We start from the raw sequence: 13576 nt of genomic DNA, 5'->3' as shown, positions 1-13576 counted from the left end.
AGTCGAGCAGCAAGTGAGGGGGATCCATGGCCGAGCCGTCCGCCGTCTGGACCCGTGCCGTCCTGCCCCTCTGCCTGCTCGGCATCCTCGAGTCCGAGCCGCGGAGTTACGGGTACGCCCTGCTCAGCCGGCTCGGTGAGGCCGGGCTCGACGGGGTCAAGGCCGCGACCCTCTATCCCGCCCTCACGCGCCTCGAAGAGGAAGGTGCCGTCGAGGTCGAGTGGGGGGCCGGAGAGGGCGGCCCCGGGCGCAAGTACTACCGGATCACCGCGGAGGGGCGAGCGAGGTTGCGGCGTGACCAGGCCGCGTGGGGGGACTTCTCCCGGACCGTCGCCGCGCTCCTTCCCACGGCGAAGGGGGATGACGCATGAGCAGGACACGTACACCCGAGCTCAGTTGGGCGCGCGAGGAGGACAAGGAGTGGGCCGACGCCGTCCTGGTGCGGCTGGTCCTCGACGAGGACGCGCCCTCCGGCTTCGCCGACGAGATGCTCGCCGAGGCCCACCAGCTCGTGACCGAGGCGGGGCAGCCCGCGGCGGAGGTGCTGGGCGATCCCGCCGCGTATGCCCGTGGCGTCGCCGCCGAGCGCGTCAGCGAGCGGTACCGGGCCCGGATCGACACCCGTGGCATGCGGCCCGGTGAGCGGGCCGCCACCTCGTTCGGGACGCTCGGCTTCTTGCTGTTCGCCGTCTTCGGCCTGTACTGGATCCAGGACGGCCTGTGGGTGACGGTCGACCCGTCCTCGCTCGCCGGCTTCGGCGGGATCGCCGTGGGCGCCTGCCTGGGGTGCCTCGCCTTCGTCGCCCGCTCCGCCGGGCTGATCCGGGGCATGTGGGGGTTCCTGGCGGGCGCGGGTGCCGCGCTGGTCGGCGGGATCGCGCTGGCCAACGCCCTCTCCGACGACCGGCTGTTCCGCGTGCCCGCCCCGGTCCTCATGCTGGCGGGGGCCGGCTGGGCCGTCGGCGCCTTCCTGTTCCCGGATACCCGTATCGACCGGTGGTTCAGCTTCGGGCGCCCCGATGACGGCCCCGATGACGGCCCCAACAGCGGCCTCGACGACGAGCAGTGGCTGGCCCGGCTGCAGGGCCTGTTGCGCGGGCGGCACGGCATGACGGCCGCCGAGGCACGCGGCCATGTGCGCGAGGCGCGCCAGCACCTCGCCTCCGCCCCGCAGGACGGGCGGGCCGAGGACGTCTTCGGTGACGTCGAGATCTACGCCCTCCGCCTCTCCGAGGGGCCGCGCAGGAAGCAGCGCGTCACCCGCCAGAAGCTGTACGGCTCCCTCACCTCGGCGGTCGTCTTCGGAGCTCTCGGCGTCGACCGTCTGATCAACCCCGACGGGGGGTCGCGCGGCTGGGTCGCCGTCTACGTCGGCGCGTTCGGGTGCGCGGCCTGGAGCGCGGTCGGCGAGTGGCGCAGCCTGCGCAAGCAGCGCGCGGGGACGTCGGGCGCGTGAGGTGCGGGGCCGCGCGTGGCGGGCTCCGGTCTGCGCGCCGCCGGGCCCGGCACCCGGGCCGGTGGGCCCACGGGCCCTAGCCTGCCCCCATGATCCTCGAACCGCTCACCGCCGTCGACGGTGCCCTGCCCGGTCACCTCCTCACCGAGGTGACCGCGCTGTACGCGTCCAACCACGCGTTCTTCGCGCTCGGCGGCGACTTCCCCGACCCGGACGACATCCGCGTCGAACAGGTCGCCAAGGCCCTCGCGGACGAACTCGCCCACCCCGGCGCCGAGGTGCTCCTCGCGCGCTCCGCCGGCCGGCTCGTGGGGATCGCCGTCACTCTCGCCCGGCACCCCGACCCGGCGGACCCGGACCCGGCGGACCCCGACCCGTGGATCGGGCTGCTGATGATCGACGCGGGGCTGCACCGCGCCGGCCTGGGGCGGGAGTTGGCGGCCCTCGTCGAACAGCGCTTCCGGGACGCGGGGCGCGCGGCCGCCCGCCTCGCCGTCCTGGAGAACAACCCGCAGGCACTGCGCTTTTGGACCGCGCTCGGCTATCTCGTCATCGGGCACCGCGAGGACCGTGCGCCGCACCGCCCCTGCGCGGTCCTCCGCAAGGAGCTCTAGCGGGGCAGGGGCGGCCTTGCGGTCACGCCGCGCAAGAGGCTCAGCGGTGGTCCGGCTTTCCGTCCCCGTACAGCCAGTCGCCCCAGATCCTGCGGACCTTCGCCCGCGCCTCGTCGCCGCCCGCGTGCTCCTCGACGTACTCGGTGAAGTCCCGGGTGTCCGCGTTCTTGTGCCGGTACGTCTTCGCCCAGCCCTGCACGATGTCGTAGAACGTGTCGTCCCCGACCGCCTGGCGGATCTTGTGGATGACCATTCCGCCGCGCTCGTACACGGGCGAGTCCGAGATGCCGGCGGCGTCGGTCGGCTTCGCGGGCGGGAACTCCCAGACCGCCTCGTTGTCCTCGTCGTCCTCGAAGTACTCGCCGTCGTAGAGCGCGTCGAAGGTCTCCTGGGCGCTGTCGCCGTCGTTGTCCTCCTCGTACAGCCACTCCGCGTACGTGGCGAAGCCCTCGTTGAGCCACATGTCGCGCCACGACTTGGGCGTGACGGAGTCGCCGAACCACTGGTGGGCCAGCTCGTGGACGAGGAGTCCGGTGCTGAGGTCGCCCGGGAACGTCGGCCGGGTCTGCGTCTCCAGGGCGTATCCCACGTGCCCCGCGCGGTCGACGATCGCGCCGGCCGAGGAGAACGGATAGGGCCCGAAGTTGTACTCCGACCACTCCAGGATGTCGGGCAGCTCGTCGAGGACCTTCTTGCTCGCCTTCGCCCGCGCGGGGTCGACGGCGGTGATGACCTGCATGCCGTCGTCGGTCGTCGACGTCTTCAGCTCGTACTTGCCGACGGCCACGGTCGCCAGATAGCTCGCCATCGGTTCGGCGCTGTGCCAGGCGAAGGTGGTGCGGCCGTTCTTGGTCGACTCGCGGGTCAACTCGCCGTTGGACACCGCCTTCAGGCCCTTGGGAACGGTGATCTCTATGTCGTACGAGGCCTTGTCGCCGGGGTGGTGATTGCCCGGGAACCACGCCATGGAGCCGGTCGGCTCGCCCAGCGCGAGCGCGCCGTCGTCCGTCGGGAGCCAGCCCTCCTTGGAGCCGTCGTCGTCGGTGATGGTCTCCGGGGTGCCGGCGTAGTGGACCGTCGCGCGGAACGTCTCGCCCCGGTCGAGCTCATCGGCCGGGCGGGCCCGCAGCTCGTGGCCCGCGCGCTGGAAACGGGCCGCCTTGCCCTCGACAGTGATGCCCGAGACGTCGAGGCCCTTGAGGTCGAGGTTGAACGAGCTGAGGTTCTTGGTGGCGCGGGCGGTGATGTCGGCGGTGCCGGTGAGGTGTTTGGCGTCGGGGTCGTAGCCGAGGGTCAGGCCGTAGTGCGTCACGTCGTAGCCGCCGTTGCCCAGTTTGGGGAAGTACGGGTCGCGCACGCCGTCGGCGCCCGGGGTGCCGTTCACGCCCGCGCCGCTGCAGGCTCCGAGGGTCGCGAGCAGGGCGAGGGAGCAGGTGACGGTGGCGGCTCGGGCGGCCGGAGATCGCAGGTCCACGCGATGATCTTATGCGGCAAATGTGCGGGTGTGCTTTGGGCTGGGGTCTGCGCCTGGGGTTCGGTGGTGGGTGCGGGGCCGCGGGGGTATGTGCGTACTCGCCATCCACTGTTCGCCACGCCTCGTGAGTGGTGTTGCTATTGCCGGCTCGGTGCTCCGTGCGCACATGCCCCCACGTCCCCTCCCGTCTCGTACGCGCCTGCCGGCCGGTGGGAGCGCACGCTGCCGCGCCACCGGCCGGGTCTCACAGGACCGCTATGCCCAACGGGCGTTCGCCCGCCGGGAGTCGGGTCACCGTGCCGTCGCGGGTGTCGACGATCGAGAGGCCGTTCCAGTGGCCGTCGCGGGTGAAGCCGCCCGTGACGTAGGCGGTGCGGCCGTTCGCGGAGACGGCGACGTCCTCGTGGGGGCCTTCGAGCGGGATGACCCGCTCCTTGCCGTCCGTGGCGCGCACGGTCAGGGAAGGGCCTTCGTCGGTGGCCGGGTCGATCGGGCCGGTGCCGACGGCGTACAGCGTGCCGTCGGCGGCGACCGTCACCCCGTGCTGGTGGGTGTCGGCGGTCATCCTCTCGGTCTCGTAGCGGCCCGTGCGCGGGTCCAGTACGACGAGCCGCTCGCCCTCGAAGGGCAACAGCAGCCGCCCGTCGGACGGCCGTACGGCGGCGTAGTGCGGCTTCAGCCAGGAGCCGAGGCCGCCCTCCGTCCCGTAGGGGGCGACCTCGATGCGGCGCGGCTTCAGCGAGGCGGCGCGTACGACGGTGACGTCGAAGGAGTCGTGACCGGTGGCGTAGATCTCCCGGCCGTCCTTCGACACGTCCACGTCGAAGGGACGCCGTCCCACGGGCACGGTGTCGGTCACCCGTCGGTCCGCGGTGTCGATCACCTCCAACACGCCTGATTTTCCGGGCACGTTGACGCCCACGTACAGGTGCTTTCCGTCCGGCGCCAGGGCGATGCCCATGCCGCCGCCGCGGTACTCGCCGGTGGTGACGGGGCCGGTCCTGCTCTCGTACGGGACGCGGTCGAGGCGCTCGCGGGTGTGGGTGTCGACGACGGCGACGCCCTCCGCGGTGGCCACCCAGGCGCGGCCGTCCTCGCCCAGGGTCAGCCCGTAGGGGGCGGTGCCGACCTTCACCGAGTCGACGGGGCCCGTCCTGGGGTCGACGAAGGTCACCGTGTCGGAGCCGAAGTCGGCCACCAGGAGGGTGCCTTCGGGGGTCTTCGCGGTGGTGGGGAGGGTGTGGGCGGGGCGTGCGGGCGGGGCGTCGGATGCCGGGGACGGGGTGGTGGCGCGGGCCGTCAGGAGGGCGGTCGCGAGGATCGCCGCCGCCCCGCCCACGATGGCCCGGGACGGCTTCACGCCGTGTCCCGCAGGAGCCGGCCGATCTCCGTGAAGCCGCGGCGCTCCGCGTGCGCGAGCGGGGTGACGCCGTCGCGGTCGGCGAGGTCCGGCGTCGCGCCCGCGGCGAGGAGCGCCCGGACGACGTCCTGGTGCGCGCGGCCGCCGTCGCCGAGGATGACGGCCTCCAACAGGGCGGTCCAGCCGAGGTCGTTGACGTGGTCGACGTCGGTGTCGGTGACGCGCAGGACCTCTCGTACGTACGCGACGTGGCCGCGTTCCGACGCGGGGATCACGGAGACTCCGCCGAAGCGGTTGCGCAGCGTCGTGTCGGGCCCCGCGGGCAGCAGGACGTGCAGCATGGCGACGCTGCCCGTCACCCCGGTGACCAGCCAGGGGCTGTCGCACCGGTGGTCCTGCGCGTTGACGTCGGCGCCGGCCGCGACCAGCACCCGGGCCGCCTCGACGTGGTCGCCGGCGACGGCGAGCAGCAGGGGTGAGCGCAGTTCGGTGTCCCGGGCCTCGACGCGCGCGCCCGCGTGGAGGGCGGCGGCCACCTCCGCGGCGTCCCCGGCCCGCGCGGCGTCGAGCAGCCGCTGGTCGGCGGAGGGGCTGGGGGTGGAGGGGCTGGAGGGGTCGGGAGTGGTGGAGGGGTCGGGGGTGGTGGGCATGGGGGGCTCCTCCTCGTACGGGTGGGCCCCCGCGCGGACGGGCGCGGGGGCCGGGCCGGGGCCGGCCGCGGGGCACTCACGATGGCCGGCCCCGTGGACCGGTGGGCCGGTGGCTGCTCAGCGGCCGAGCGCCGCCACGCCCGCCTTCGCGAACTTCTCGTCGAGGTCGCCGCTCGGGGCGCCCGCGACGCCGATGCCCGCGACGGGCGCGCCCTTGGCGGTGACCGGCGCGCCGCCCGCGAGGAACAGCGTGCCGGGGATGTCCTTCAGGGTCGGCGTCTTCTCCAGGCGCCCGGCGAGCTCGGAGGTGGGCGCGTTCCAGGAGACGGCGGTGTACGCCTTCTTCTCGGCGGACTCGTACGACTGCGGGCCCGCGCCGTCCCCGCGCAGGGTGAGGACGGTGTTGCCGTTGCGGTCGACGACGGCGACGGAGACCCGCTGGTTCTCCTTCTTCGCGGCGTCGAGGGCGGCCTGCGCGGCCTTGGTGGCGGCGGCGACGGTGAGGTGCGTCGACTGCGTGAGGTTCTTGTCGCCCGCGTCGGCGGTGACGGCGGCCTTGGTGGCGGCGTCGGGGGTCCCGGCGGTGGCGGAGACGGCGCCGAACGTGCCGGCGCCGAGAACGGCGGCGGTGGCGGCGACGGTGAGGACACGGGCGCGGCGGGAGATCTTCTGCATCGGGGGCTCCAGGGTGTGGGTGGTCGGTGGTGGGGTCTGTGGCGCTGGTGAGGTCAATGGCGGTGGTGCGACGGGTGGGGCGGCGCGATCGGTGACGATCGTGGAGGGAGGAGGCGGGCCGGGCGATCCGTTCGCCTCTGCCCTCAAGCCTGGGGCCGGTGACACCCCGCACCCCTCGACGTACCGGCTCGCCGCCGCGCGCGACTCGGCCGACACGGGGGTCAACCGATCGGTTGACCCCCGGGTGGCCACGACGGGTCACAATGAAGGTGTTTGCCCAGTTCAGCGGCGGCGCGACCGCCGACGAGAGACGGCCGTACGAGAAGGAGGCGCCCCGTGGGACAGCACACCCCGGCCCCGGCCCCCCGGACGCCGTACGCCGACGCCCGCGCGCCGCTCGCCGACGCCCGCACGCCGGACCTCGCCCTCCGTACGCCGGACCCCGACGCCCGCTGGCTCGCGGCCGTCATGCACGCGACGTTCTACCTTCTCCTCGCCACCTCGCTGGCCCGCTTCCTGCTGCGTCACCCCGGCGGCGCGCGCGTCCCGTGGATCATCGCGCTCGTCGCGGTCCTCGCCGTCCTCTACGCCCTGCCGCCGCTGACGGCCGCTGCCGCCCGCCGGCGGAAGGGACCCGGGCCCCGCGCGCCCCGCCCGGCACCCGACGCCCGCCCCACCCCCCGCCGGCTCGCCTGGCTGGCCCTGGTCGTCGCGGTCTGGCTGGTGCTCGTCGTCCTCGCGCCGAGCTTCGGGTGGTGCGCGGTCCCGCTCTTCTACACCGGCCTGCGGACGCTGCCGCCGCGCGCGGCCCTCGCCCTGGTGGCCGTGCTGACCGCCTGCGTCATCGCCTCGCAGCTGCGGCTCGCGGGCCGCTACGACCCGGATCTGATCCTCGGCCCGCCCGCCGTCTCGGCGATCGCCACGGCCGTCTTCCTCCACATGAAGCGCCAGGCGGTCCGCCAGCGCGAACTGATCGACGACCTGATCCGCACCCGCCGCGAACTGGCCGCCATCGAACGGCGCGAGGGCACGCTCGCCGAGCGCCAACGCCTGTCCATGGAGATCCACGACACCCTCGCGCAGGGCCTGTCCAGCCAGCAGATGCTGCTGCAGGCGGCCGACCGGCTGTGGGACGCCGACCCGGCGAAGGCCCGTGCCCACGTCCGGACCGCCGAGTCGATCACCGAGCGCGGCCTCGCCGAGGCCCGCCGCTTCGTGCACGACCTGGCCCCCGCCGACCTCGCGGACGGCGGCGGCGCCGTCGAGGCGCTGCGGGCCCTCGCGGAGCGAGAGTCGGGCGCGGGCCTCGCCGTCCGCTTCCACGCCGAGGGGCCGGTGGTGCCGCTGCCGGACCGGGTCGGCTCGGCGCTGCTGCGCATCGCGCAGGGCGCGCTGGCCAACGTACGAGAGCACGCCCACGCGACCACGGCCGCGCTGACCCTGACCCTCCTGGACGACCAAGTGGTCCTGGACATCGCCGACGACGGCCGCGGCTTCACCCCGCCCGCTGCTGCGGGCACCGCGGCCCCGGGGGTACGGGGACACGGGCTGCCCGCGATCCGGGCGCGGGCCGGGCAGCTCGGCGGCACACTGACGATCGAGTCGGCGCCGGGCGAAGGCGCGGTCCTCTCCGTATCGATCCCGCTGGAGCCACAGTGACGAACGCCCCCGCCGCACCCTCGCCCCACGACGGCCCCGCCCGGCCCGGCCGCGCGGTGCGGCTGCTGGTCTGCGACGACCACGTGGTCGTGCGCGCGGGTCTGCTCGCCCTGCTCGGCAGCGCGCCCGACATCGAGGTGGTCGGCGAGGCCGGCACGGGCGAGGAGGCGGTCGCCCTGGCCGCGAAGCTGACGCCGGACGTGGTCCTGATGGACCTGCAGCTGGGCGAGGGCATCGACGGCGTGGAGGCCACCCGCCGCATCACGGCAGGACCTCCCGCCTCGGCGCCGTCCCCCGCCCCGCACGTCCTGGTCCTCACCACCTACGACACGGACGCGGACATCACGCGGGCGATCGAGGCGGGCGCGACGGGCTACCTCCTCAAGGCGGAGCGCCCCGAGGAACTCTTCGCCGCGATCCACGCGGCGTCACAGGGCCGCACGACGCTCTCGCCGCCGGTGGCCTCCCGCGTCATGGCCCGCATGCGGGCCCCGCACCCGACGCTCACCGACCGCGAACGGGACATCCTCGGCCAGCTCTCCCGGGGCCTCGGCAACCGCGAGATCGCCCGTGCCCTGTTCATCAGCGAGGCCACGGTGAAGACGCACCTGGGCCGGATCTACGACAAGTTGGGCGTGGACACGCGGGCGGGGGCGGTGGCGGTGGCGAAGGAGCAGCGGCTCCTGCCCTGAGCGGTGACGCGCCGGCGCCGGGCCACGACGCCCACGTCACCTCCCGCTACACCTCTCGCCGCTCCCCTCTCTCCCCCTCCGCCTCTCGCCCGCCGCGTCGCCTCCCCGTCCGGCGGCCGGGCGGGGCGTGCGGCCGGACCATGACACCATCGACCCGTGCTCGACATCGGCTACGCGCTCTCCGCCCGCTTCCCTGACCCCCCTCAGCTGGACTACAGCCGTGCGGACGTCCACACCCTGCGGCACGACCTCTTCTGCGGGGACGTGTACCTGGCCGACACGAAGGCGGACCGGGAACTGTCCACAGCCTGGGGATGGGTTCCCGTCCTGGACTTCGCGTGGGCGCTGTGCGACATCGTGGAGACGCTGGACAAGGACCCGCTCGGGAGCCGGGCCTCCCGTCCCCAGTACGCCGAGCTCGACTTCACAGAGTCGACCGACCGCATGCTGTTCGCCCGCCGCTTCGGCTGGGTGGACATCGAGGCGGACTGGATGGACCCGGAGGAGGCGCCGCTGTCCTTCTCCCACACGGAGTTGCGGCGCGAGGCGCGCGACTTCCTCCACGACCTCGTGGCCGACCTCACGGACCTCCACGACACCCTGGCGGACAACCCGGCCCTCTGGTCCCTGCTCTCCCGCTTCCCCCGCGTGCGGTAGGCCGGGGGGGGCGGTGCGGAGGTGCGGGCCTCGACGGCCGCGTCTCCCTCGTGCCCGGGCCCACCGCTGCGCGGCGGAGGGGACGGACGGGTGGGGGCCTCGCCTTGCCCCCGCCTCAAGGCTCAAACAGGCCCGCCGCTCCGCGGCGGATGTCTCCCACCCACCCGTTTACCCCGCGACGCACAGTCGGAGTAGGAGCGGGCGGGTGGGCCCACCCCGCGAGGTGCAGCCGGCTGGGGGTGTCCCACCGGGCCGCACCCGCGTACGAGACGGGAGGGGACGTGGGGGTATGTGCGCACGGAGCACCGAGCCCGCAATAGCAACATTGTCCGCGAGGCAGCGGCGCAGGGATAGCGAGTACGCACATACCCCCACGGCCCCGCACCCACAGACGAACCCCAGGCGCAGACCCCAGCCCAAAGCACACCCGCACCCAGACGAGCGGCACCCGCAGAGACCCGCCCAAGGCGCCCCCGCCAGAGAAAATCACGCCACCCGAACCCCCACCTGCCCCGCGAACACCGGCGCCAACTCCATCAGCTGAGCCGGACTGATCACCGCCCCCGCCATGCTCTCGATCCCCCGCGCGATCCCCAGCTCCGCCGCCTCCCGGAAGTCCACATCCCGCATCCGCACCCGCGTGAAGTCGACCCCCCGCACCACACACCCCCGAAACTCCACCCGCTCCAGTGTCGCCTCCCCGAAGTCCGGCTCCACCAGCACGCACTCCTCGAAGACCACGTCCCGCAACCGCGCCTTCCGCAGGTTCAGGTAGTCGATCTTCCCGCCCCGCACCACCACCCGCTCCAGCACGCCCCCGTGCATCCGCGCACCCCCGAGCCGCGCGTCGACCACCTCCACGTCCCGCAGCGACGCCTCCACCAGATCCGTCCCCACCCCCCGCAACTCCGTCAGCACGGAGTCGACGAACCGCGCCCGCGCCAGCCGGGTCTCGTCCACCGAGCACCCCGTCACCGCGGAGTCCATGAACAGCGCACCGCCCCCGTCCTGCCCCCCGAGGTCGAGACCGCGGAACTCGACCCCGTCGTAATCCCCGTCGGGCTCCAACTCCCGCCCCTCGAAGGGCGTCAACGGAGGCACCCGCACCTCGGCCCGCCGAGCAGCCTTGACCCCAGCCCCACTCCCCGAGCCCGCACCCGCACCCACACCCACACCCACACCCGACGACACTCTCTTCCGCACCATCCCCCCATCGTGCACGCCCCCACCGACATTCCCCGGCCCCACCACCGCGCTACCCCCACCACCGCGCCACCCCCACCACCGCGCCACCCCCACCACCGCGCCACCCCACCGTCGCGCCACCCCCACCGCCGCCACCCACCCGATGTCACATCCAGCCCACCCCGGAGCGTCCAAGAGGTGAAGCCCAAGACCCCCCAAGGGAGCCCATCCCATGCCCGACACCCCCGCCCACCCCCACAAAGCCACCCACGCCACCCACAGCACCCGCACCACCGCCGCCACCCACACCACCCACCTCACCGTCATCGGCGGCGGCTTCGCCGGACTCACCGCGGCCATCACCGCCGCGGAGGCCGGCGCCCGCGTCACCCTCCGCGAGGCCCACCACACCCTCGGCGGTCGCGCCCGCACCGCCGAAGGCGCGTACAAGACGAACGACGGACCGCACGCCCTCTACAACGGCGGCCCCCACTGGGCCTGGCTCAAGCAGCGCGACCTCATCGGCCCCCTCGCGCCCCTCCCGCCCCTCGAAGGCACCCGCCTGCGCCTCCTCCACCACGGCGAGCTGCGCCGCGTCCCGCCCCTCGCCATGCTCAAGCTGCTGCGCCGCAAGGCCGAACACGCCCCGGTGGAACAGGACTTCACGACCTGGGCGACCGAACAGGTCGGCGAGGAAGGCGCCCACGCAGCCGCGCACTACGCCGCCGTGGCGACGTTCCACCACGACCCCGGTTCGCTCTCCGCCCGCTTCGTGCACGAACGCCTGCGCCGCGCCGCCAAGCTGCCCCCGGAGGCGCACTACCCGCGCGGCGGCTGGGGCTCGGTCATCGACCGCATGGCCGCGCTCGCCTGGAACATGGGCGTACGCACGGAGACCCTGGACCGCGTCGACAACCTGGCCGGCCCCGCCCGGACGGGCCCCGTCGTCGTCGCCACCTCGCTGGAGTCGGCCCGCCGCCTCCTCGACGACCAGTCCCTGCGCTGGCCGAGCGGCCGCACCGCCCTCGTCGACGTGGCGTTCCGCTCCCGCAGGGGCGACGCCTTCGTCGTGTCCGACCTGGACCGTACGGGCTGGGTCGAACGTTTCACCGCACAGGACCGCACCCTCGCGCCCGAGGGCGAACAACTCGTCCAGGCACAGATCCCGCTCTCCCCCGACGAGACCGGGGCGGACGGCGTGGCACGCGCCGAGCACCTGCTCGACCTGGGGTATCCGGGCTGGCGCGAGCGGCTGACGTGGCGCCGCGCCTCGGTCGCGAACGGCCGGACCGGCGCGCTGGACCATCCCGGCACCACCTGGCGGGACCGCCCCGCGATCGACCGCGGCGACGGCGTCTACCTCGCGGGCGACCAGGTCGCGGCGCCGGGGCTGCTCTCCGAGGTCTCGTTCAACAGCGCGCTGGAGGCGGTGACGCTCGCGCTGACGGAGTCACGCCTGCACCTCAGGCCGACGTCGGGTTGAAGCGGTGAGGGCCGCCGGCCCCGCCCGCGACGCCCCAGAGTGAGGCCCCCAACAGACAGGACGCCCGCACCGAACCTCATCCCGAGGTGGTACGGGCGTCCTTCGTCGCCTTGCGCACGCGCCGAATCAACACGCGGCCGAGTCAGCACACAGCCACATCAGCACGCACACGAATGACCGCACGCATACGCATGACCGCACGCATACGCATGACCGCACGCACACAAATGCAACCCGGCAGGGAAAGAGAACCGATTAGGCCGGCTACGGCCAACCCATCTCAACGCGAATTCCCGCGCCCCCGCACATACCCCCGGCCGAAGTAGAGCATTCCCACTGCCCCGATCCCCGCACCGACGGCACACAACACGGTCGCCCACTGGGCCATTTCCCGTGTCATCCACAGCAGGCTCACCGCGACCAGGGCCAGGGAGAGCAGAAAGCGCTCCCCGTATCCGGGGCCGCGGCGCGTCATCAGTCCCTGCTGGCCGTGCACTTGTACGTGACGCCCTTCATTTTGATGGTCCGCCACCCCGCCATCACCCCTACGTCCGTGTTCATCGGGGCGACATCGGTTCCACCACCGCCACCGCCACCTTGCTTCCGGCAGTAATAGCCGAGGGCGTCAAGCTTCTTGAGATCGCTCATGGCCTGGTACTTCTTGTACGACTTGATCATGGCCGCACGCTTCTGCGCAGGCGTCGCTTCCTTGGCCTTCGTATAGGCGTAGCACCCGACGCTGGCGCCGATGCCCACCCACGATGCCCCCTTGGCCAACGCCTTGGCAAGGCCCGCCGCCCCGCTGCCGATTCCCAGGACCGCGCAGATCTCGTCCGCGCCCAGTGCCTGACGGGTCGCCGCCGACGGCGCGGCCACCGCATTTCCCTCGCCGTGCGCCGAAGACGCGTACGCCGTGTTACCCACTACCCCGGTCAAGGCGCAGGCAATCGCAACGGATATCCCTTTATTGCGCATGTTCACGAAGTCGTTCCCCCAACTTCCCGCAATTGCTTGGTCATTGCACGCGGGACGCTACCAGCGGGCCATCCGCGAACGCAATGATCTTCTTTGCGCAAAGGAACCTTTTGACGCGCCCCATTCCCCCGCCCCTCCCCCGCCCCGTCGCCGCCCCTCCTCCGTCCCGCTAGGCCGGCACGGCCAGCGCGGCCACGTCACCCAATGCCGCATCCGTCAGCCGATAGACGCTCCACTCGTCCTGCGGCAGCGCGCCGAGCGACTTGTAGAAGGTGATGGACGGCTCGTTCCAGTTCAGGACGGACCATTCGAGCCGCTCGTAGCCGCGGGTCACGCAGATCCGGGCGAGCTCGGCGAGCAGCGCCCTGCCGTGGCCGCCGCCGCGCGCCTCGGGGCGCACGTACAGGTCCTCCAGGTAGATCCCGTGCACCCCGCGCCAGGTGGAGAAGTTGAGGAACCACAGCGCGAAGCCCACCACCTCGCCGGACGCGTCGTCCTGCGCGACGTGCGCGAAGGCGGCGGGACGCTCCCCGAAGAGCGCGTCGCGCAGCTGCTCCTCGGAGGCCCGCACCTCGTCGAGCGCCTTCTCGTAGGCGGCGAGGTCGCGGACCAGGGTGTGGATGACGGAGACGTCGGCAGGCGTGGCGTTACGAATCATGAGGCCAGCAAGCCACGCCCGTCCCACCGCGGTCAACG

At 73.3% G+C, this 13576-nt stretch carries 14 protein-coding genes; 7 read left to right on the top strand and 7 right to left on the bottom strand.

Annotated elements, in window-relative coordinates; translation table 11 throughout:
* Positions 1 to 26: 26 nt before the first annotated feature.
* From ACZ6B8_RS36675 to ACZ6B8_RS36665, 3 genes are all read left to right on the top strand, one after another.
* Positions 27 to 371, top strand: a complete 345-nt coding sequence (locus ACZ6B8_RS36675; RefSeq protein WP_471088053.1) for a PadR family transcriptional regulator — start codon at positions 27 to 29, stop codon at positions 369 to 371.
* Positions 368 to 1456 carry a hypothetical protein gene (locus tag ACZ6B8_RS36670; RefSeq protein WP_471610038.1) on the top strand — a complete coding sequence of 363 codons (1089 nt, stop codon included), beginning with the start codon at positions 368 to 370 and terminating at the stop codon, positions 1454 to 1456. The genes ACZ6B8_RS36675 and ACZ6B8_RS36670 overlap by 4 nt, the downstream gene beginning before the upstream one ends.
* Positions 1457 to 1545: 89 nt before the next feature.
* Entirely contained in the window at positions 1546 to 2070 is a 525-nt protein-coding gene (locus tag ACZ6B8_RS36665; protein WP_471610037.1) for a GNAT family N-acetyltransferase, read from the top strand.
* Between the two features lie 40 nt (positions 2071 to 2110).
* On the opposite strand, the gene ACZ6B8_RS36660 is transcribed toward ACZ6B8_RS36665, so the two are convergent.
* The 4 genes from ACZ6B8_RS36660 to ACZ6B8_RS36645 all read right to left on the bottom strand — a co-directional run bounded on the left by ACZ6B8_RS36660 (position 2111) and on the right by ACZ6B8_RS36645 (position 6229).
* A complete protein-coding gene (locus ACZ6B8_RS36660) occupies positions 2111 to 3538 on the bottom strand; it encodes a M1 family metallopeptidase (protein ID WP_471610098.1) in 1428 nt (475 codons plus the stop codon).
* A gap of 250 nt (positions 3539 to 3788) precedes the next feature.
* Positions 3789 to 4904, bottom strand: a complete 1116-nt coding sequence (locus ACZ6B8_RS36655; protein ID WP_471610036.1) for a YncE family protein — start codon at positions 4902 to 4904, stop codon at positions 3789 to 3791.
* Positions 4901 to 5554, bottom strand: a complete 654-nt coding sequence (locus tag ACZ6B8_RS36650) for an ankyrin repeat domain-containing protein (RefSeq protein ID WP_471610035.1) — start codon at positions 5552 to 5554, stop codon at positions 4901 to 4903. The genes ACZ6B8_RS36655 and ACZ6B8_RS36650 overlap by 4 nt, the downstream gene beginning before the upstream one ends.
* A 117-nt stretch (positions 5555 to 5671) precedes the next feature.
* Complete coding sequence (locus ACZ6B8_RS36645; protein ID WP_471610034.1) at positions 5672 to 6229, bottom strand: GlcG/HbpS family heme-binding protein; 558 nt, start codon at positions 6227 to 6229, stop codon at positions 5672 to 5674.
* 468 nt (positions 6230 to 6697) lie between these two features.
* On the opposite strand from ACZ6B8_RS36645, the gene ACZ6B8_RS36640 reads away from it, so the two are divergent.
* The 3 genes from ACZ6B8_RS36640 to ACZ6B8_RS36630 all read left to right on the top strand — a co-directional run bounded on the left by ACZ6B8_RS36640 (position 6698) and on the right by ACZ6B8_RS36630 (position 9237).
* A complete protein-coding gene (locus ACZ6B8_RS36640; RefSeq protein WP_471610097.1) occupies positions 6698 to 7888 on the top strand; it encodes a sensor histidine kinase in 1191 nt (396 codons plus the stop codon).
* A complete protein-coding gene (locus ACZ6B8_RS36635; RefSeq protein ID WP_471088065.1) occupies positions 7885 to 8580 on the top strand; it encodes a response regulator in 696 nt (231 codons plus the stop codon). The genes ACZ6B8_RS36640 and ACZ6B8_RS36635 overlap by 4 nt, the downstream gene beginning before the upstream one ends.
* Positions 8581 to 8736: 156 nt before the next feature.
* The gene (locus ACZ6B8_RS36630) at positions 8737 to 9237 is read left to right on the top strand and encodes a hypothetical protein (protein WP_471088067.1); all 501 of its coding nucleotides are present in this window, start codon (positions 8737 to 8739) and stop codon (positions 9235 to 9237) included.
* 486 nt (positions 9238 to 9723) lie between these two features.
* On the opposite strand, the gene ACZ6B8_RS36625 is transcribed toward ACZ6B8_RS36630, so the two are convergent.
* The gene (locus ACZ6B8_RS36625) at positions 9724 to 10443 is read right to left on the bottom strand and encodes a pentapeptide repeat-containing protein (protein WP_471610033.1); all 720 of its coding nucleotides are present in this window, start codon (positions 10441 to 10443) and stop codon (positions 9724 to 9726) included.
* Between the two features lie 211 nt (positions 10444 to 10654).
* Here ACZ6B8_RS36625 and ACZ6B8_RS36620 point away from each other — a divergent pair, with 211 nt between their 5' ends.
* A complete protein-coding gene (locus ACZ6B8_RS36620) occupies positions 10655 to 11905 on the top strand; it encodes an NAD(P)-binding protein (protein ID WP_471610032.1) in 1251 nt (416 codons plus the stop codon).
* A 474-nt stretch (positions 11906 to 12379) separates the two neighbouring features.
* Here ACZ6B8_RS36620 and ACZ6B8_RS36615 read toward each other — a convergent pair whose 3' ends face one another.
* Positions 12380 to 12880 carry a hypothetical protein gene (locus ACZ6B8_RS36615; RefSeq protein ID WP_471088325.1) on the bottom strand — a complete coding sequence of 167 codons (501 nt, stop codon included), beginning with the start codon at positions 12878 to 12880 and terminating at the stop codon, positions 12380 to 12382.
* A 169-nt stretch (positions 12881 to 13049) separates the two neighbouring features.
* On the bottom strand, positions 13050 to 13538 hold the full coding sequence (locus ACZ6B8_RS36610) for a GNAT family N-acetyltransferase (RefSeq protein WP_471610031.1): 489 nt from the start codon (positions 13536 to 13538) through the stop codon (positions 13050 to 13052).
* Positions 13539 to 13576: the final 38 nt, after the last annotated feature.

It is taken from the genome of Streptomyces sp. NPDC041122 (assembly GCF_055592445.1).
The sequence above is the reverse complement of the archived record's forward strand: the minus strand, read 5'-3'. Positions and strand labels throughout refer to the sequence as shown.

What these genes read in the sequence shown, in the direction of transcription:
- ACZ6B8_RS36675 (WP_471088053.1), top strand. Translation starts at nt 27, where the DNA reads ATGGCCGAGCCGTCCGCCGTCTGGACCCGTGCCGTCCTGCCCCTCTGC.
- ACZ6B8_RS36670 (WP_471610038.1), top strand. Translation starts at nt 368, where the DNA reads ATGAGCAGGACACGTACACCCGAGCTCAGTTGGGCGCGCGAGGAGGAC.
- ACZ6B8_RS36665 (WP_471610037.1), top strand. Translation starts at nt 1,546, where the DNA reads ATGATCCTCGAACCGCTCACCGCCGTCGACGGTGCCCTGCCCGGTCAC.
- ACZ6B8_RS36650 (WP_471610035.1), bottom strand. Translation starts at nt 5,554, where the DNA reads ATGCCCACCACCCCCGACCCCTCCACCACTCCCGACCCCTCCAGCCCC.
- ACZ6B8_RS36645 (WP_471610034.1), bottom strand. Translation starts at nt 6,229, where the DNA reads ATGCAGAAGATCTCCCGCCGCGCCCGTGTCCTCACCGTCGCCGCCACC.
- ACZ6B8_RS36640 (WP_471610097.1), top strand. Translation starts at nt 6,698, where the DNA reads ATGCACGCGACGTTCTACCTTCTCCTCGCCACCTCGCTGGCCCGCTTC.
- ACZ6B8_RS36625 (WP_471610033.1), bottom strand. Translation starts at nt 10,443, where the DNA reads ATGGTGCGGAAGAGAGTGTCGTCGGGTGTGGGTGTGGGTGTGGGTGCG.
- ACZ6B8_RS36620 (WP_471610032.1), top strand. Translation starts at nt 10,655, where the DNA reads ATGCCCGACACCCCCGCCCACCCCCACAAAGCCACCCACGCCACCCAC.
- ACZ6B8_RS36615 (WP_471088325.1), bottom strand. Translation starts at nt 12,880, where the DNA reads ATGCGCAATAAAGGGATATCCGTTGCGATTGCCTGCGCCTTGACCGGG.
- ACZ6B8_RS36610 (WP_471610031.1), bottom strand. Translation starts at nt 13,538, where the DNA reads ATGATTCGTAACGCCACGCCTGCCGACGTCTCCGTCATCCACACCCTG.